Below are 18,970 nucleotides of genomic sequence, written 5' to 3'. Positions count from 1 at the left end.
GGGTTTTCCCTACAGGATACCTGCGCCGCCCTCCGAAGGTCCTTGCATCACAGCACCGTGGCGAATCCGCAGGTGATTCGTCACGCAATCGCTACGCCTTGCAAGTCCCCATCGCAGCCGCTTCCGCACGTTGGCTTCTATATCTGCGACGGTGCGGAAATACCCTATCTTCGCCATTTTTGATCACTCCCATGCTGTTTCCCAGTACAATAGAAGGCGAAGCCGAAAGCATGGGAACAGACGCGAGGTGCGCTGCATGGACACGAAGGAAGCACTGCAATCGTTCGACCTCGACCCGCGGTTGCTCTACGATGCGATCGCCTTCAGCACCGACGACTACCTGTACATCATCGACATGAAAACAGACACGGCCGTCGTGTCTGAGAACATGCTACACGACTTCAACCTGCCCGACCGCGTGTTTAAGGGACTCATCCCCCGCTGGCGCCAACACGTGATCGAACGGGACCGCCCGAGCTTCGACGCCTCCATCGAAGCCATGCTCTCGGGCGTGACCGACGAGCACGACCTCGAATACCAGGTGCGTACGCGCACCGGCGAACTCGTATGGATCGTATGCCGTGGCCTTCTCATGCGCGACGACATGGGCGAGCCCGTATTGTTCTCGGGAGCCATCACGAACCTCGAACGCAAGGGCAAGGTGGATGCCATCACCGGCCTATTCATGCACGGCAAATGCCTTCAGGTGCTCGACCGCCTCCTCGCGTGCGAACGACCCTCTGGCGGAGTGCTGCTGCTGGGCCTTGACGACTTCTCACGTGTAAACTCCCTCAACGACCACGCGTTCGGAAACGGTGTACTGCGTCGCTTCGCACAATCGCTCCAGCGGCTCTTACCTGAAGGCGCCTCGGCTTTCCGCTTCGACGGAGATGAATTTGCCGTCGTGTTCGATAACGCCGACCGCAATGCCATGCAAGATCTCTATCGCACGATCCACACCTTCGCGAACCGGCAGCAAGACATTGACGGTGTTCCGTACTTCTGCACGGTTTCAGGAGGCATCGCTCTTGTCGGAGAGGATGGCGAAAGCGCGCTCGAACTTATCAAGCACGCAGAAAACGCACTTGAAGAAAGCAAGCACCGGGGAAAGAACACAGTCTCCTTCTACTCGCCGGCTATGTCGCAGGAGAAGCTGCGGCGACTAGAACTGAGCGATCGCCTCCAAACATCAGTGCTGGACGATATGCAAGGATTCTCGTTGCATTTTCAACCGCTCGTCGATGCTCAAACATTGCATGTGGCCGGCGCTGAAGCACTATTGCGTTGGAACGCGGAAGGTTTCGGCTCTGTAAGTCCTGCGGAGTTCATCCCCGTTCTGGAGTCGTATGGGCTCATCGGCGCTGTTGGTCGATGGGTTCTGAAGCAAGCCATGAACCAGTGCGCTGCTTGGGCACGCATGTTCCCGGATTTCGTCATGAATGTAAACATATCTACGTTGCAGCTGTTCGAAGCCGACTTCGTACCCTTTGTCGAACGGACGCTGGCCAGCTCAGGCGCAGAACCTCGCTGTATCGTGCTGGAAATGACGGAAAGCTGTTTCGTCACCGACCTCGACACGCTGCGTACGACGTTCGACCGCCTGCGCTCCCTCGGCGTGCGCCTGGCCATGGACGATTTCGGCACCGGATATTCTTCGCTCGGCCTGCTTTCGCAGTCGCCGGCCGACATCGTGAAAATCGATCGATTGTTTATCAAGGATATCCACGTCGAAGCGTTCAATCGCGCCTTCATCGACGCCGTCATCGACCTATGCCATAGCGTGGGCATCAAGGTCACGGTCGAGGGCGTAGAGGAGCGACTGGAACTCGACGCCGTACGCGCGATCGGAGCGGACGGCGTGCAGGGCTTTCTCGTATCGAGACCGGTACCCGCTGACGAGTTTGAGCGGAAATTCATGCAAATCCCGTAAACGGTCAGCATGCTGGAACAAAAGCTTGACCAGACATGCCCCAAAAGCGGTCGTTGAAATGCGGCGCAGGTCACCGTGTCGGGATACGAACCGTCATCAAGCGAGCGAACGGGTTCATCCGCAATCGGAGAGCAGCCGCATCCCTATGGAGAGCTCGGACGCGTGCGCGGATTAGTCTTCGGAAACAGCGCGTCGGGAAAGCGGCGAGCCCAGGCGCGCGAGCTCGCCTGCCGTGGTCTCCACCAAAAGCGGCAGTGCGGCAGCCACCTTCGGCGTGAGGCCTATTGTGGCGACCACCGGCGAAGGATTCTCTACCTGCATGCCCAAGCACAGGCCCTGAGCCTCGTAACCTAAAAGCGCGGCCGCATCGAACAGGTCGACGAGCTTCAGATCGTGCAGCGAAGCCGTGGCACCGGTGCGCCGCGCCATGGCATCGGGCTCGAAGCGAAACACGGTTCCCGGCTCCGCATCCGTACCGTCCACCGCGTCCACCGTGATGATGACGTCGAATTCGCGTACGCGCTCGATCATGTCGAGACTCAGGCATCCCAGGTCGAACAGTTCCACGTTCTCCGGAATCTCGTAGCGCTCGACAAGCTCCTCGTAGACAGCAGTGCCCAGCCCGTCGTCCAGCATGAGCTTGTTGCCCACGCAGAACACGCCGATGCGCCGGCAGCCTTCCTTCATGTCCGTTTCTCCCATAGCAATCACGACCCCAGCGTCGGTCGGACGACGAGATTGTAATATGTGGCCCCCGCAATCATCGCAAGACCGGCAATGACGCAGACGACGGCCCATACGCGCTGACGGCGCAGGTAGACTCGTCTGTCCACGCCGCGCGCTTCCGCACGATGAGCCGCCAAGGGCTGGGCGATAATCGAAAACGCGACGGTTCCCGCAGTCAGCGTGGCGAACACCACCAGGGCGACGACGATGGCGAGCGGCGTGCGCTCGGTCCACGCTGCGTAGAACATGTTGTCAGCGAACAGCCAAATGGGATAGAACAGAATGGTGACCCAGAAGCCGTGGGCGGGACCCCAAATGGGCGGCAAAAACAGCGCGCCCACATTGATGCGCGGCAGTCCTTTGAGGAACTCGTCCTCCTGCGCTATCTGCTCGTCGGTCAATTCAGCCACGATCCGCCGTCCTCCTTGCTCGGGTTTCCGTCCTGCATTATAGCGAAGCGCCGCACGCCGGCCGCCGAGGACGTCGCGGGCGGCGGGGGTTCGCGGTGGAAGCCCGGAGGCTGCGGGAACCCGGAAGAGCTTTCGCAGGAAGTATCGCGGGGCGATCTCCGTCGAGCAGCGGAGTGTGCGCCTGTCGATCAATTCGGCTACAAAGATGCTTTTCCCGCGAAATGTGCGCGCTGCTCTGGGATGATGGGAGCGGCCGCGAAACGGCCGGATCCGAGCGAGAAGATAGGAGCGTTCATGCGCTTTCTCGGCATCGCAGGCTCTCTGCGCAAAGGAAGCTACAACCGGCAGCTGGCCGAAGCGGCGCGAGCCGTCATGGCACAGCGCCATCTGGACGTCGAATTCGAGCTGCTCGAATGGGCCGACGTGCCGTTCATGAACCAGGATATCGAACATCCCGAACCTGCTCCTGTCGCCCGCGTCCGTGCCGCCGTGCGCAGCGCAGACGGCGTGTGGCTCTTCAGTCCCGAGTACAACCACGCTGTTCCCGGGCCGTTGAAGAACCTCATCGACTGGCTCTCGCGCCCCGCAGGCGAAGGCGAGCCGCAGGTGCTGGCCGGCAAGCCCGTCGCACTCGCAGGCGCGAGCATCGGAATGAGCGGCGCCGCGCATGCCCAGGATCAGCTCGTCGGCATCCTGAGCTTCCTCGATGCGAACGTGATGAACAAGCCGCGCCTCACCATCCCCCACGTGGGAACGCAGGCCCCGGAGGGCATGCTCGCTCTGGACGCCTCACTTCCCTACCTCGAAGCGCAAGCCGACGCCTTCGTCGCCTTCGTGGAACGCGAGGGGAACTAGCAAGCGAACCTCTCGATGAGCGAACGTAGCCCGCAGGTCGTTCGATCTCCGTCAGCCGAACGATAGTCGCAGCCTTCAAGTCATACAAAAAGCCTCTTGTTGGGGCTCTCGGCTTCCGTATCTTGTTCGAAAAACAGCAAAAGACTCGGAGATGACCCGGCCATCGCGAAGGCTGGGTACGCGTCACACGATACGCATACCCAGCCTGAAGCGACGAAGCAGGGATCTCCGAACCTCGCGGCATACAACAGATTCGGCGGCCGTGCGGCCGCCGAATCTCGAAACCAGATTGGTGCTTCCTAGTGCTTGAGGTCGTCCTCGCCCACGATGACGTGCTTGTCGGGGTCGTAGACCAAACCGCCGTGCTCCTTGCGGAACAGCATGAGCTTGGTCGGGGACAGGCCCTCGATATTGGCCAGGTACAGGTGGATGAACATGAAGCAGATGAAGACGTACATCATGAAGTAGTGGATGATGCGCATCGACATAAGGCCGCCCACCAGATCCGTGCCGGCGGCGAAGAACCCGATGTTCATCGTGGGGTTCCACAGGCACAAGCCGGTGTAGAACATAACGATGATGAGCACGGGGATCAGCAGGTAGCTGATCTTCTGCGGCACGCCCAGCTTGGCGCCCAGCGGGTGATCCTTCTTCAGGAACAGGTAGTATTTGATCCACGCACCCGCCTGGTGACGGTTGTCCTTCTGCGGAAGCCACGTCTTGAAATCGGTGACCTGCGAGCGGGTGCCACCGGTCGGAGACGACTTCACGAAGAAGGCCATGAGCACGCGGACGATGCAGTTGATGAACAGCACGAAGCCGCAGAACACATGCACGCCGCGGGCGATGCCCATAAACTCGGGCCAGAACGGGAAGTGGATGCTGAAGCCCGTGATGATGAGCAGAACCATGCACACGAGGTTGATCCAGTGCGTGATGACGAAGGGCAGCGGATGCGCTTCGCGGTAGTGTGCCAAGTGCGCCATATTACTTCACCCCCCAAGGGCTCGTGACAGTCTCGAAGCTCTTGCCCGTCGCCGGTTCGGTGATGTGCACCGCGCAGGCCGTGCACGGATCGAAGCTATGAACGGTGCGCAGAGCGTTGATAGGCTTCTCGATGTCTCCCACCGGCACGCCGATGAGCGCCTGCTCCATCGGGCCGTGCTCGCCTTCGGCGTTGATCGGCGCAATGTTCCAGGTGGTCGGGATGATGATCTGGTACCCATCGATCTTGCCGTCGATGACGTTCTCGGAGTGGTAGAGCGCACCGCGCGGAGCTTCCCAGAAGCCCGTGCCAGCGCCAGTGATGGTTTCGGGAGCGCGGAAGTACTCGCTGTCGCCGCCCTTCACAGCCTCGCACAGCTCGTCGACCCACTCAACCATGAGATTGGCGATATAGAGCGACTCGATCTGGCGGACGGCGGTGCGGCCGAGCGTCGACTGCGCGGCGCTGATCTGACCGGGTGCACCCAAGGCCTCGAGCAGCCCGTCCACTTGGTCCACGACGAACGGAACGTCGCGCAGGTACGCAGCCAAGATGCGGGAGAGCCCGCCAGCCTCGTAGGGCTTGCCGTCGTAGGCGGGAGCCTTGCACCACGTGTAGCGGTCGTCCACGTTGTACTCGGTGAACTCCGGCTCGGTGGTGAAGTAGGGGGAGGTGTAGGTGTCCTCGCCCTTGTACCAGGAGTGGCCCACGTACTCGGTGATGAGGCTTTCCTGCACGTCGGAGATGTTGAGGTTCTCGTCGATCACGCCCATGGGCAGATAGCGATTCTTCATCTGCTCGACGTAGTCGGTTGTCTGCTCCTGGCCCTCGAACACGCCCCAGGCAACGTAACGGCCGCAGCCCTTGCCCCACTCAAGCGCATCCTTGTAGTACGGCGCAATAGCAAGCGTGTCGGGGATCATCGTCGCCTCGACCCAGTCGCGCACTTCCTTGACAAGGTACTTGAGGTCATCAAGCTTCTGCTCGGTGGGCACGAAGGCCGTGCCGCCCGGGATAAGGGTCATGACGTGCGGCATCTTGCCACCCAGCAGCGCTGAGATCTCGGAGGCCTTCGCCTGCATGGTGAGCGCCTCAAGGTAATGCGCCGTGCAGATGAGGTCGAGCGCGGGCGGCAGCTGATAGCCGGTGCCGTCCTCGGCGTCGAACCAGTTGCCCGAGAAGATGGACAGCTGACCGTTGGCGGCGAAGTTCGACAGACGATCCTTGAGAGCGGCAAAGTCGCTATTCATGGACGTGCCGGCAGCTTGAGCCAGATCATAGGCATCAGCCGGATCGGCCTCGAGCGCGTTGATCGGGTTCACGTAGTCGAGCGCAGCCAGGTTGTAGAACCACAGGATGTGGCTGTGCAGGAACTGCGCGCCCTCGAGCAGGTTGCGGATGATGCGCGCGTTGTTGGAAATCTGGATGCCGTAGGCCTTCTCGGCCGCGATAGTGGAGGCGTGGGCATGCGAAACCGGGCACACGCCGCAGATGCGCTGCACGATCTGCGCAGCATCCTCGGGCGTGCGGTTCTCCACGACGAGCTCCATGCCGCGGAAGCAGCCGCCGGACACCCAGGCGTCGGAAACCTTACCGTTCTGGACTTCCATCTCCACGCGCAGGTGACCTTCGATACGGGTGATCGGGTCGATAACTGAACGGGTCATGTCGGCTTACCTCCCTTCCTTCTCGTCGTCTTTTTTCATAGCAGCATCGTACTGTCCGATGGACTGGTTCGGATGCTTCTCGTCCCACTTGCGCACCTTCTCGAAGTCGGCGCCGCCGTCCATGCGGCCGGACACCTTCATGCCGAAACCGTGTACGACGAGCGCGGCAGCCAGGATGCCGGTGATGCCGAGCGCGATGGTGCCGGGCTGGACCATCCAGTCGCCGATGCGCAGGTCGCGATGGCGTTTGTAGAACGGAGTGTTGACCTCGACCCAGTTCTGGCCCGGATCGTTCGGGTTGGCTTCGCAGCAACCGATGCAGGGGGAACCCGCCTGCACGCACCAGCTGCGGCGGTTGTTCCACAGCGTCACGCCGCAGTTCGACTTCGTCTGAGGGCCGCGGCAACCCAGCGGATAGAGGCAATAGCCCTTGGCCTCTTCCTCGGAGCCGAACTGATAGACGAACTCGCCGTTCTCGAAGTGACCGCGACGCTCGCAGTTGTCGTGGATCGTCTGGTCGAAGATGCCGGCCGGCTTGTTCTCGGCGTTGAGATCCGGAAGCTTCCCGAGCATGACAACATCCACGAGCACCGACACGAGCCACTCGGGGTTCGCCGGACAGCCGGGGATATTCACAACCGGCACGTCGATGCCGACCTTCTTCAGATACGCCTGCACGCCGAGTGCGCCCGACGTGTTGGGATGAGCGCCCATCCAGCCGCCGTTGACCGCGCACGAGCCGAGCGCAACCACCGCGGTGGCGTTTGCTGCCGCCTCTTCAAGATGCGCCGTGCCTGGCATGTCCGCAACGCGCAGCGCCTGGCCGTTCCACCCCTCGAGCACCGCACCCTCGTAGATCAGGATGTAATTTCCAGCCTCGATCGTCTGCGCTTTGGCCTCCTCCATCGAGTGGCCGGCCGCGGCCGACAGCGTCTCGGAGTAGTTGAGCGAGATCAGCTCAAGTACGACCGAAGCAGGATCCGGGGACTCGACCTGCGCGAACGACTCGGTGCAGCCCGTGCAGGACGCGCCCTCAATCCAGATGACCGGGTACAGGATGCCCTTCGTTGCGCCGATCACGGAGTTCTCGAGGGCCTGCGCCACGCGCGGTGCGGCAAGCTCTCCGAGCCCGGCCGCGACGGCGATGGCGCCGCAAAGCTTCATGAAGTCGCGGCGGGATACCCCGCGCGAGGACAGCAAATCCTGAAACTCCGAAACTTTGGCCTCTGTTTCCATGTGCACACCTCCTCAGGTGCCTTCTCGTCTTGCAATACTATGGTTGTATTTTCCCCGAGACCCGAGTCGCTTGGGGGGGATGCTGCGGCGGGCGCAACGTTTCAGCCGCAAATGGCATGAAAATGTTACAGAATTGTTTCGTCGTAACAAGACCATGCCCCACATCAGCGGTTTTGTACCAAGGCTCGTTGCTGAAGGTTGGTCGAACTGACGACATCGCAACGAAACCTACAGCTGCCGGAGAACGAAGCCCCTCGAAACCATACGTTCGTCCACCCCCTCTTTTCGTTGCGCGCAGACAAAAGACGGGTATCATGGTTACACGCACGCGAAGCCCAGCAGTCCTGCGCGTTCAAGGCGCCCAGCCGCTCGGCCCCGACGCTCGCACCAAACACGACGGAAGGAAGGGTCCCATGACCGCACCCGAACCCGTATTCGCCTACCTCGGCCCCGCCGGCACGTACACCGACGAAGCTGCACGCGCTTTTGCAGCGCGTCTCGGCATAGCCGAGCCGCACTTGCTTGAATGCGCTTCGTTCGACGAGGTGTTCGACGCCGTCGATCGCGGAAAGTGCGAGTTCGGCGTCGTGGCGAAGGAGAACTCGCTCGAAGGGTCAGTTACGGCAACGCTCGACAACTTTGCGTTCAAAACCCAGGCCGCCATTCTCGGTGAAGAAGTCGTCGATATCCACCACTGCCTCGTCCTCCATCCCGATGCGAAGCTCGAGGACGTGACTGCCGTCGCCTCGCATGCCCAAGGTCTTGCGCAATGCCGGCGCTTTTTGGCCGAGCGGCTGCCGGGACGCAGCACCATCACGACGTCGTCCACAGCCGAAAGCGCCCGCCGCGCAGCCGAAGATCCGAGTATCGCCGGCATTGCGAACGCGTTTGCAGCTGAACGGTACGGAGCACGCATCGAGCAACGCGACATCGAGGATCACTTCGGCAACCAGACGCTGTTCGCCCTTATCGGTCGCCAGGGTCATCCACCCGTATTCAGAGGCGAGCGCTACAAGACGTCGCTTGCACTATTCCTACAAGTAAACCGCGCGGGCACGCTGAACATGATCCTATCGGAGTTCGCCTACGCCGGCATCGACCTGTCCATGATCCAGTCGCGCCCGACCAAGCAAGCGCTCGGCAACTACATGTTCTTCATAGAGTTCGAGAAAGATGTGAACGATCTGGCCGTCCAGACGGCGCTCAACTGTTTGAGGCTGAAGCTGCGCGAAGTAAAGGTGCTCGGCAGCTACCCGATCGCCTGACCTGCGAGGGTCAGGGCTGGGGACGAGCTCGGTCGCTCGGCAGTCCTGCTCGCACGAAACACCCACAGGGCGTTTCGCCATACTGTCATCAACCGGCCGGGGGTCGATGTCTCATTCCTTAGAAGGCGATAACGCCCAGGTGCTCCATGAGGATTTTGAGGCCGATGATGATGAGGACGATTCCGCCGACAACGGTGGCAGGCTTCTCGTAGCGCGCGCCGAAGCGATGCCCCACAACCACGCCGACAAGTGACAGGATGAACGTCGTCAGACCGATGAGCCCCACAGACACGGCGATGTCCACCCGAAGGAATGCGAACGTGATGCCCACGGCAAGCGCATCGATGCTCGTGGCAATGGCGAGCATCGTGAGCTCGCGCAGGTCGAGCTTTCCATCGGCAGCGCACGCCAGACCTTCGTCGTCGGCCTCATGGAATGCATCCCAAAGCATCTTGCCTCCTATGAGAGCCAGTAGCACAAACGCAATCCAGTGATCGACCGGCGTGATATAGCGCTCGAACTGCGTGCCAAGCGCCCAACCGACAAGCGGCATGAGTGCTTGAAAGCCACCGAAGAACAGCGCGATGACCGTCGCCTGGCGCACGTTGAGCCGCTTCATGCACAGCCCCTTGCACACTGACACGGCGAATGCATCCATAGAAAGACCGACTGCGATCAAGAACAGCTCGACGAATCCCACGATAACCCCTTCTCGCTCTCATCCGAACTTCCAGCCGGTCCGCTCCTCGGAGCCTCGGGCAAAAAAATACCGACGCATACGCGTCGGTTGCGAGAATACGCGGTGCGACGGCTGCGCCACACCGCGAGTCTTGCCATACAAGGCCGGCCAGCTTTCTTTTCCGAAAGCAGCATGTTGACCGAACCGCGCCTCAAAGGCGCCGGCTACTCCCTCGCGGGACAGGAGCATTCTACCACAGCGGAAGGATCAGGGAAGAAACATGTCGCCTTCCCGGCGGAAGAAGCCCTCCGACATGAGATCGGCCACGATGGATTCGAACTCCTGAACGGTCGCGCCGGCGCGACCTCCGGCACGTTCGAACGCATCAAGCCGTCTTGCCAGCTCGTCTGCAGTGATGCCGGGCTCTGCCAACACGATGCGCACGAGCTCGGCGCGCTTCTGGCGTCGCGAGCCTTCGAACGCCGACTGCCGCGCATAATGCGCGCTGCGCCGGGAGGGATTCGCCACCAGGGTCTTCAAGTGCGCGCCGTAATCGAGCAGCGCATAATACCACCCGCGAGCATCGACATCGGGACACGTCAGTTCCACGAGAGGCGCAAGCTCGCGATCGGAGACTTTGTCGCGCTCAGGGAACAGCTCATGTAGGAACACCGTGCGCACGTTCGTCTCGATGTACACGGAGGGGCGATTGTAGGCGAACGCGACGATGCCTGCCGCCGTCGCCGGGCCGATGCCCGGCAGCCCCTCCAACTCTTCGGCGGTCTTGGGCAGCGCTCCCCCCGAGCACGCAGAGCACGCTTCGCAGGCGCGTTTGAGCGCAAGCGCACGCCGGTTGTAGCCCAGGCCCTGCCACTGGGTGAGCACCTCGGCCGTATCAGCTGCGGCTAGAGCGTCTATCGTGGGGAACAGCGCCATCCATCGCTCCCAGTGCTTGAGCACACGCTTCACCTGGGTCTGCTGCAGCATGACCTCGGACACAAGCACGGCGTAGGGATCGTCGACATTGCGCCAGGGAAGCTCGCGGTACAACCGCGCGCCCTCGGAGACCACAAGCTCGACGAACGCATCGCGGCTCAGGCCGCCGCAGGGCCACAAGTCGGAGTTGGAGCCTACGCGCACGGCTCGCATCGCTCCTCGTCGGCGAAGGACTGCGCACTGCGAGACATACGGGACGACATGCAATCCGCGTCGCATCCCCGAACCGTCGACGATCCAGACGACAGAACGCCTTCGACGACAGGATGCGAGCCACCCTGTTCGATCAGATCCTTGAGCGTGATGGAACCGAAGTATTCGTTCAACAGTCGGTCGGCTCCCTGCCATAGCTTGTTGTAGGCGCACTCCGGCCGCTTGTCGCAGTACTCGGGATCGAGGACGCACAGCGACACGCTTACCGGTCCCTGGATAGCCTCGAGAACCTCGAGCAGCGTCACCTCGGCCGGATCGCAGTTGAGGGCGAGTCCCCCGTGCGCTCCGCGAACCGTCTTGATGAGTCCGCCCTTCACCAGATCATGCTGGATGCTGCGCGCGAAAGCGTAGGGAATGTCCTCCTCTTCAGCAATATCGGACACGGACACGTAGGCATCACCGCTTTTGTAAGCCGCCCGGAGTATGCGACAAGCGTAATCGCAGCGCCTCGTGATATCCATCGATCAGCTCTCTCCCTTCAGAAGGTCCTCGAGATGTTCGAGCTCGCGCCTGAAATCGCTGACGACCGCGTCCTCGAGCGCCCGATACTCGTCGGAGTCGAGGGGCTGGTACGCCGCGAGCTTGTCGAACAGGTTGTCGGCCGTCACCGGCAGATAGCGTCGCGCGACGAGGCTCGCCTTGTAAGCCTCCTCGATGGCCTCGCGAGCAGCCATGTACATGTCGTAACGCGGCATCTGCGACGAGTACCGCACGAGGGCGTCGCGATCGATTCCGCGCAGCGACGGATGCTCGCGCGCGATCTCCATCCAGATATCGGCGCGCTCCGAAGCGGTCGGATAATCGATATCGATGACCGACAGCGGCTCGAGCAGATCGAAGAAGAACGGGTCGATCTCCCCTGCCTCAGATGCGGTCGCAAGCACGAACACATCAGGATTCTCGACCGCCGACCGAATGAGCGAAATAGCCTCGCGTGCCCCGCGAGACAGGCTTGCCATCAGAAGCCCGCCAAAATCGTCGCCCCCATACTCGGCAAGCGGAGACACCCACAGGTCGAGATCCTCGAGCATGAGCACGCCTGCGCCCTCGAAGGCGTTGCGGGCAGCATTGAGACGCGGCTGTCGGTCAGCCTGCGCCATGACGCACAGAACGGGCATGCCCTGGAGGTTCTCCTCCATATGCATGCGGATGGCCGGAAGCCCAAGCTCACCGAGCGTAGCTGCCATGAAACGATTCGCGTCCTCGCGCGCTGGCGACCTGAACAGCAGTGCGTCGCACGCAGGCATGCGATCAAGGCCGTGACGGTCATTCAGTAAGCACACGAGCTCCTGAAAGCCGGAATCCCGCTGCATGCCCACCCCAAAATCGCGCATGATGGAAACGACCTCGTTGTAACCAACGACGTCATCATAGGAAATGTCCTCCATGGATGACACGATCGTCTGCCCCTCAGAATCCTCGGCGCCGGGTGTCCGCGACGCCGGCTCAGCCGCACCGGTGGATTCGCCTAAAGTGGCTGCCGACGCTTCCGCGCGCTCTGGCGCTCCAGCAACGGCGCCTTCGGCGGCATCGGCCTTCACTGCGTCAGTGCCCTGCTCCATCGAGGCTCCGGAGCGGGGCGCGGTGGTGATGTGCTCCACTTTCATGAGCGGACCCACGCCCATGCCCAAGAAGTCCTGAGAGATCATGTCGGTCATATCCTCAAGATCCTCGCGCGTCAGCCCGTACTCCTCGAGCTTATCGAGTGCAAGATCTTGCAACTGCTCGGCATAGCGCGACGTCTCCTCAACCGTGAGGTAGGGCTCGAGGCGCTCGAAGACGTATTCGGCTATGGAGCGTTCCTTGAGTTTGCAGGCCAGAAGCCATGCCTGTTTCAGGCCGCCGAGCGCATCCTCCGAGGGGACGGGATCGTCATCATGCCGAGCTTGCTCGAAAGCCGCCAAGTACAAGTGCATACCGAGGACCGCATCGCCCGAGGCGCATGCCTTCGCCGCCCGGCGCAGGTACTCGGCCGAAGAGCTATATTCATCGTTCTGGCTGGGCGAGTTGTTCGCATCGTTCTCAAACATAACCCAACCTCCTTCGCATCGTGTCAGCGTGATCGTATATGCAAATTGCATATACTCGAGTCGCATTTTACCGGAGAAGCACAGTTCCGCACAGGGGGCCTCCCAAATACCACAAATCGTCAAGCCGCCGAAACCGCCCATCTCCTTCCCCGTCACCGCGAACCAACAGCCCTTGCATGCAAGCTCTGAGGGACTTCGCCACGCGAGTCTCCGGAAACGTGAAGGCTGCTTGAACAACCTTCGCCCTTCGGGGGGGGACGGGCAGTCTTGAGCAGTACGGGCGAGTCGCGCGTCGAGCGAGTTTCGCCCAAGCCGAAACGCTCCGCGAACGATTCATGCAGGCACGGGAGTACGAGCGGCTGACTCCGCCCGCTCTCGCCCGGCAGGTTCTACCAGTCGAGCACTTCCCAGGACTCCTCCCGCGCCGTGCGCGCGAGGGGCCGATCCGGATTCACCGCGCGCGGATGGACCGCCGCGGCCAGTACGGCACGATCGGAATGGTGGTCGCCGTAGGCGTAGGCAAGCTCCCAGTTCCCTGCCCCGTAGCGCTCATCGCCGAAGCGCTGCACAGCCGCAAGCTTCTCTTCGCCTTCGACGGGAAGCCCTTCCACGTCGCACGTATAGGTGCCGTCGGCTGCTGCGCGCATGCGCGTGGATATCTGGTGCTCGAAGGGATGATGCTCCATGGCGCGCAGGATGATGGGCTCGAAAGTCGCGGAGATGACCACCACGATATCGCCCGCTTCGGCGTGAGTGCGCATGGCCTGGTCGGCTTCGGGACGGAACAGCATGGATATGCGCTCGTCGTAGAAGTCTGCCAGAAACTTGTCCACCTCAGCGACCGGATGGCCCTCGAAGGCCGTGAACACAAGACCGCGCACCCAGCTCTCATTCTGGGGCAGACGCAGCTTATAGGCGGCAGCCCACAGCAGGATACGGAAGATAACGCGCTTTTTGAGCATCTTGCGACGCATAAGGTGCTGCACGAGCAGCACCGGGGAATTGCCCGCAATGCTCGTGCCGTCGAAATCGAACACCGCAAGGCGCGCAGAGCCCTCGCGCGAGGACTCTGCGGGTCCTGCAAAGGGCACCTGTTCGGGAGGTTGCTGGGCGATTTGGGGCATGCAACTCGCTTCTTCCCCGGGGACATGCGTCATCCCCGGGGATAAACGCGTCAGTCCTCGATCTCGTCGATAGTTTCAGCGAACTGTGAATTATACAGCTCTGCGTAAAAACCGCCAAGTTCGAGCAGCTGCTCGTGCGTACCTTGCTCCACGATGTCGCCATCGCGGATAACCAGGATAAGGTCCGCGTTCTTGATGGTGGACAGCCTATGCGCGATCACGAACGAGGTGCGCCCAGCCATAAGGTTGTCCATGGCCTTCTGGATGCGCTCCTCGGTGCGCGTGTCCACCGAGCTCGTGGCCTCGTCGAGGATGAGCATGCGCCGGTCGGCCAAGATGGCGCGCGCGATGGTGAGCAACTGGCGCTGACCCTGGCTGATGTTACTGGCGTCCTCATTGATCTCGGTGTCGTAGCCGTGGGGCAGCGTCTGGATGAAGTGGTGGACGTAGGCCGCCTTCGCCGCCGCCTCCACCTCCTCGTCGGTGGCGTCGAGCTTGCCGTAGCGGATGTTGTCGCGGATGCTGCCATGGAACAACCAGGTATCCTGCAATACCATGCCAAATACACTGCGCAAGTCATCGCGCGCGAAGTCGCGAATGTCAACGCCCCCAAGGCGGATGGAACCTCCCTGCACATCGTAGAACCGCATGAGCAGCTTGACCATGGTGGTCTTGCCGGCGCCCGTGGGGCCGACGAGCGCGACGGTCTGGCCTTCCGACACATGGGCGGAGAAATCTCTGATGACAGGTTTCTCTGGATCGTAGCCGAAGCGCACATGCTCGAAGTCGACCTTGCACTCGACTTCGGACGTACGAGCCGTCACCTGTTCCGGATCCTCCTCGGGCGCGTCGAGGAATTCGAAGATGCGCTCGGCGGCGGCAGCCATCTGCTGCAGCACGTTCGACACCTGCGTGAGTTGGGTGATGGGCTGCGTGAAGTTCTTCACGTACTGGATGAACGCCTGGATGTCGCCCACGGTGATGACGCCCTGCACGGCGAGGAAGCTGCCCGTGACGGCTACGGCCACGTACCCCAGGTTGCCCACGAAGTTCATGATGGGCTGCATGAGGCCGCTCACGAACTGGCTCTTCCACGCCGAGTTGTACAGGCGCGCGTTCGTCTCGTTGAAGTGGTCCACCGTGCCGTCCTCGCGGTTGAACGCCTTCACGATGGCGTGGCCCGAGAACGTCTCCTCCACGATGCCGTTGATCTCGCCGAGCGTATTCTGCTGCGTGACGAAGAACTTCTGCGATCGCTTCACCACCACCATGATGAGCACGATGGAGATGGGCAGGATGACCACTGTCACCAACGTCATGAGCGGGTTGATGGTGAGCATCATGATAAGCACGCCGATGATGGTGGTTACGGACGTGATGAGCTGCGTCACGCCTTGATTCAGGCTCTGCCCGAGCGTGTCCACGTCGTTGGTGATGCGCGAGAGCGTGTCACCCACGCTCGTGCGCTCGAAATACCCCATGGGCATGCGGTCGATCTTCTCCGCAATGGCGCGGCGCAGCTGATAGCTCGTGCGCTGCGACACCGAGCTCATGATCCAACCCTGCACGAACGAGCACGCCGCGGACAGCAGGTACAGACCCAGCGTGAACAAGAGGATCTGCGCGATCGCGTCGAAATCGATGCCGCCCGAACCGTCGATCTTCGCCACGATGCCGTTGAACAGCTCGGTCGTGGCCGTGGACAGCACCTTCGGACCGACGATGTTGAAGATGGTCGAGCCGATGGCGAACACGAGCACCACCACGATGGCCACCTTGAAGCGGCCCATGAAGGCGACGAGTTTGCCGAGCGTGCCTTTGAGGTCCTTCGGCTTCTCGCCCGGCATCATATGCCCGCCGGGGCCGTGACCGCCGCCGAATCCGCGTCGCGGGGCGTTGCCCGCGGGGTTCTTCTGTGCGCTCATGCCGCATCACCTCCGTTCAGCTCCGCTTCCGACAGCTGGGACATCGCGATCTCCCGGTACTCCTCGCAGGTCTTCATGAGCTCGTCGTGCACGCCCTGGCCGACGATGCGCCCATCGTCGAGCACGATGATCTTGTCGGCGTGCAGGACCGTCGAGATGCGCTGGGCCACGATGACTACCGTCTTGCCGCCTAGGCGCGCATGCAGCTCCTGGCGCAACGCCGCGTCGGTCTTGTAGTCGAGCGCCGAGAAGCTATCGTCGAACAGGTACGCGCGCGCCTCCGTGGCCAGCGCACGGGCGATGGCCAGGCGCTGGCGCTGGCCGCCCGACACGTTCGTGCCGCCCTGCGACACAGGCGAGGCAAGCCCTTCCTCCTTCGATGCCACGAGCTCGGAGGCTTGCGCGATGTCGATGGCCTCCTCCACGCGGCTTGCGGGCATCTCCTCGTCGGCGTAGGCCACGTTCGACTCGATGGTGCCGCTAAACAAGAACGCCTTCTGCGGCACGTAGCCCAGCTGCGCGCGCAGCGCCTCCTGGCTCACGTCGCGCACGTCCACCCCGTCGATGGTGATGGAGCCGCAGGTGACGTCGTAGAATCGTTCGATGAGCTTGACCACGGTCGACTTGCCCGATCCTGTCGAGCCGATGATGGCCGTGGTCGTGCCGGGCTCGGCCGTGAAGTCGAGGTGCTCGAGCACGCACTCGGCCGAATCGCTGTACTTGAAGCTCACGTCGTTGAACGCAATGGCCGCGCCGCCGGTGCTCGCGGAAAGCTCGGCGTCGCGCGCCTTCTCGGGCGCGGGATCGCAGATGGACGCCTTCGTCTCCAGCACCTCGTTCACGCGCTGGGCGGCCACGTCGGCGCGCGGCAACATGATGGAGATCATCCCGATCATGAGGAAGCTCATGATGATGACCATAGCGTAGGTGATGAACGCAATGAGGTCGCCGGTCTGGATGGTGCCGTTGTCGATGTAGGAGCCGCCCACCCACACGATGAGCACCGACACGCCGTTCATGATGAGCATCATCAGCGGCATCATGAACGTCATGACGCGGTTCGTGAACAGCTGCGTTTTCATGAGGCGCGTGGACGCCTCGTCGAAGCGCTGCTCCTCGAAGGGCTGGCGGTCGAACGCGCGGATGACGGGCAGACCCGTGAGCATCTCACGCGACACGAGGTTCACCCGGTCGATGAGCTTCTGCATGATCTTGAACTTGGGCATGGCCACTTTCATGAGCACGATGATGAGCACGCCGATGACCGCAACGGCCAAGACAATGATCCAGCTCATGGCCAGGTTCGTGCGCGACACCATGATGATGCCGCCGATGGCCAGGATAGGAGCGTACAGCACCATACGCAAAAGCATGACAGTGACCATCTGGATGAGCTGCACATCGTTCGTGCCGCGCGTGATGAGCGAAGCAGCGGAGAACGACTGCACCTCCGCGTCGGAGAACGACACGACGCGGCGGAAGAGCTTCGCGCGCAACGTCGCACCCACCTTTGCCGCCGTACGCGAGGCGATAAAGCCCACGATCACGGCCACCGCCATGCCGAGCGCCGCGAGCCCGAGCATGACGAGGCCCACGCGCAGAAGGTACCCCATCTGCATGTCGGAGAGGTTGTACCCCAGCTGCTCGTACTCAGCGCGTGCTGCGGCGATGGCCTGCTGGTCGACAATGGAGTCGCCCATATTGCCCATCTTGGACTTCGCCTCGTCGAGCATGTCGAGTATCTGCCGCTTCTCGATGGCGCCGGTCTGGTAGGCCTGCATCACCTGGTCGAGATCGAGGTCGGGGATCTGGCTTGCGTAGTGGATGGCCACAAGCGGCATGGCCACCATACGGTCGAGCTCCTCCTGCTCCTTCTTGCCCTGGTCGTTCAGCTTGTACGTACCGCTGTCCGTCTCGGTGTAGGCGTCGCGGAACGTCTGCTCGTCATCGGCCGGCAGCATCATGGCAATCTCGTCGTGGGTCTTCGCCGTCATCTCGTCGGTGGCGGCGTGCTCCACGCCGGACTGCTGGATGCCCACGTCGACGATGTCGGACGTGTAGTTCGGCAACGCAAGATCGGTGAACGCCTGCACGATGAGCAGGCACACGATGAGGACCACCGCGACCTTGCAGTTCTTCAGATAGCGGATTATGCGCACGGGGCGTCATCTCCTTCCGCATGGCTCCTGCATGCGACCTCGGGGGCCTGCTCGTGGAACTCGACCACCTTGCGCATGATGCGGACGAGGTGCTGCATGTCCTCGACGCCCACGTACTCCATGACCGCGTCCATGTGCTCGTCGCGCAGGCGCCGACCCTCTTCGGCGACGCGCTCCCCCTCTTCGGTCAAGCTCACCGTGACGGCGCGGTAGTCTCCACTCGCACGGCGGCGCTCGATGAGACCTTTCTCTTCGAGCGTCTTGAACGTCTGGGACAGCGCGCTCGGCGTCGTGTGCGTCATCTCGGCCACCCGCCCCGGTCTGACGTCCTCGCCCTCACACCTGAGCCCGGCGACCATCATGATCGTCCGCGCTTCGGAGGGCGTCACACCTTCGGGCAGAGGCGGCGCGAAGTTCCCGCGCCGCGAACGCTGCATGAGCTCGTACAGCTCGCGCTTCATTTCGGCGAACGAATCCGTCATCGCAACCTTCCTCGCTCTCGTTCTTGTATTAAATTTAGATTCTAAACTTTATCATTCCTTCGAAGTTTTGCATCAAAATGTTTCTTTTACCACAGAACCCGCATGTGGCCTTCGCAGCACAAGGCTGATCTCTCCCCGGCGGCCTACCGCACCAGCCGTCGCATCCGGCGCGGCCTCCGAGGCGGAAAACCACCGAATTCGGAAATTTGAAAGCGGGCCGCGAGGTTACCGTCCCCTTTCTTCCCGAATAATGCCGGGTCACGATAAAAACTATGGGTCGATACGCCT

General features: G+C 61.8%; 16 protein-coding genes. 3 read left to right on the top strand and 13 right to left on the bottom strand.

From position 1 onward, the window contains the following. Positions 1–256: 256 nt before the first annotated feature. Complete coding sequence (locus tag ABGT83_RS05340; protein WP_346686332.1) at positions 257–1,930, top strand: putative bifunctional diguanylate cyclase/phosphodiesterase; 1,674 nt, start codon at positions 257–259, stop codon at positions 1,928–1,930. Positions 1,931–2,101: 171 nt separating this feature from the next. On the opposite strand, the gene ABGT83_RS05335 is transcribed toward ABGT83_RS05340, so the two are convergent. Beyond that, positions 2,102–2,617 carry a hydrogenase maturation protease gene (locus tag ABGT83_RS05335; RefSeq protein WP_103264297.1) on the bottom strand — a complete coding sequence of 172 codons (516 nt, stop codon included), beginning with the start codon at positions 2,615–2,617 and terminating at the stop codon, positions 2,102–2,104. Positions 2,618–2,637: 20 nt separating this feature from the next. After that, positions 2,638–3,066 (bottom strand): viscotoxin-A3, encoded by a 429-nt coding sequence (locus tag ABGT83_RS05330; RefSeq protein ID WP_346686329.1) that lies wholly within the window; start codon positions 3,064–3,066, stop codon positions 2,638–2,640. A gap of 294 nt (positions 3,067–3,360) precedes the next feature. Between ABGT83_RS05330 and ABGT83_RS05325 the strand changes: the two genes are divergently transcribed. Next, a complete protein-coding gene (locus ABGT83_RS05325; protein WP_346686328.1) occupies positions 3,361–3,921 on the top strand; it encodes an NADPH-dependent FMN reductase in 561 nt (186 codons plus the stop codon). Positions 3,922–4,220: 299 nt separating this feature from the next. Here ABGT83_RS05325 and ABGT83_RS05320 read toward each other — a convergent pair whose 3' ends face one another. From ABGT83_RS05320 to ABGT83_RS05310, 3 genes are read right to left on the bottom strand one after another with little or no spacing between them, the layout of a single operon-like run. After that, on the bottom strand, positions 4,221–4,907 hold the full coding sequence (locus tag ABGT83_RS05320) for a cytochrome b/b6 domain-containing protein (RefSeq protein WP_103264295.1): 687 nt from the start codon (positions 4,905–4,907) through the stop codon (positions 4,221–4,223). A gap of 1 nt (position 4,908) precedes the next feature. Next, positions 4,909–6,573 carry a nickel-dependent hydrogenase large subunit gene (locus ABGT83_RS05315; protein ID WP_346686326.1) on the bottom strand — a complete coding sequence of 555 codons (1,665 nt, stop codon included), beginning with the start codon at positions 6,571–6,573 and terminating at the stop codon, positions 4,909–4,911. 6 nt (positions 6,574–6,579) lie between these two features. Then, positions 6,580–7,809, bottom strand: coding sequence for a hydrogenase small subunit (locus ABGT83_RS05310; protein WP_346686324.1), 1,230 nt, complete (start codon positions 7,807–7,809; stop codon positions 6,580–6,582). Between the two features lie 413 nt (positions 7,810–8,222). On the opposite strand from ABGT83_RS05310, the gene pheA reads away from it, so the two are divergent. After that, complete coding sequence (pheA, locus tag ABGT83_RS05305) at positions 8,223–9,074, top strand: prephenate dehydratase (RefSeq protein WP_103264292.1); 852 nt, start codon at positions 8,223–8,225, stop codon at positions 9,072–9,074. Positions 9,075–9,192: 118 nt separating this feature from the next. Here pheA and ABGT83_RS05300 read toward each other — a convergent pair whose 3' ends face one another. The 8 genes from ABGT83_RS05300 to ABGT83_RS05265 form a co-directional block, all read right to left on the bottom strand. Further along, the gene (locus tag ABGT83_RS05300; protein WP_103264291.1) at positions 9,193–9,774 is read right to left on the bottom strand and encodes a manganese efflux pump MntP family protein; all 582 of its coding nucleotides are present in this window, start codon (positions 9,772–9,774) and stop codon (positions 9,193–9,195) included. A gap of 246 nt (positions 9,775–10,020) precedes the next feature. Continuing rightward, positions 10,021–10,902, bottom strand: a complete 882-nt coding sequence (locus ABGT83_RS05295) for an adenine glycosylase (RefSeq protein ID WP_418762983.1) — start codon at positions 10,900–10,902, stop codon at positions 10,021–10,023. Next, complete coding sequence (locus ABGT83_RS05290) at positions 10,884–11,423, bottom strand: RrF2 family transcriptional regulator (protein ID WP_346686321.1); 540 nt, start codon at positions 11,421–11,423, stop codon at positions 10,884–10,886. The genes ABGT83_RS05295 and ABGT83_RS05290 overlap by 19 nt, the downstream gene beginning before the upstream one ends. Before the next feature lie 3 nt (positions 11,424–11,426). Further along, positions 11,427–12,992, bottom strand: a complete 1,566-nt coding sequence (locus ABGT83_RS05285) for a ribonucleotide reductase subunit alpha (protein ID WP_346686319.1) — start codon at positions 12,990–12,992, stop codon at positions 11,427–11,429. A gap of 389 nt (positions 12,993–13,381) precedes the next feature. Further along, positions 13,382–14,116: an HAD family hydrolase gene (locus tag ABGT83_RS05280; protein WP_103264288.1), complete on the bottom strand. Its 735-nt coding sequence runs from the start codon at positions 14,114–14,116 to the stop codon at positions 13,382–13,384. Between the two features lie 50 nt (positions 14,117–14,166). Next, on the bottom strand, positions 14,167–16,041 hold the full coding sequence (locus ABGT83_RS05275) for an ABC transporter ATP-binding protein (RefSeq protein WP_346686317.1): 1,875 nt from the start codon (positions 16,039–16,041) through the stop codon (positions 14,167–14,169). After that, positions 16,038–18,200: an ABC transporter ATP-binding protein gene (locus ABGT83_RS05270; RefSeq protein WP_103264286.1), complete on the bottom strand. Its 2,163-nt coding sequence runs from the start codon at positions 18,198–18,200 to the stop codon at positions 16,038–16,040. Before ABGT83_RS05270 ends, ABGT83_RS05275 begins: the two co-directional genes overlap by 4 nt. Then, positions 18,191–18,682, bottom strand: a complete 492-nt coding sequence (locus ABGT83_RS05265; RefSeq protein WP_346686316.1) for a MarR family winged helix-turn-helix transcriptional regulator — start codon at positions 18,680–18,682, stop codon at positions 18,191–18,193. Before ABGT83_RS05265 ends, ABGT83_RS05270 begins: the two co-directional genes overlap by 10 nt. Between the last annotated feature and the right edge of the window lie 288 nt (positions 18,683–18,970).

The organism is Enteroscipio rubneri (genome assembly GCF_963929405.1).
Lineage (GTDB): Bacteria > Actinomycetota > Coriobacteriia > Coriobacteriales > Eggerthellaceae > Enteroscipio > Enteroscipio rubneri.
The sequence above is the reverse complement of the archived record's forward strand: the minus strand, read 5'-3'. Positions and strand labels throughout refer to the sequence as shown.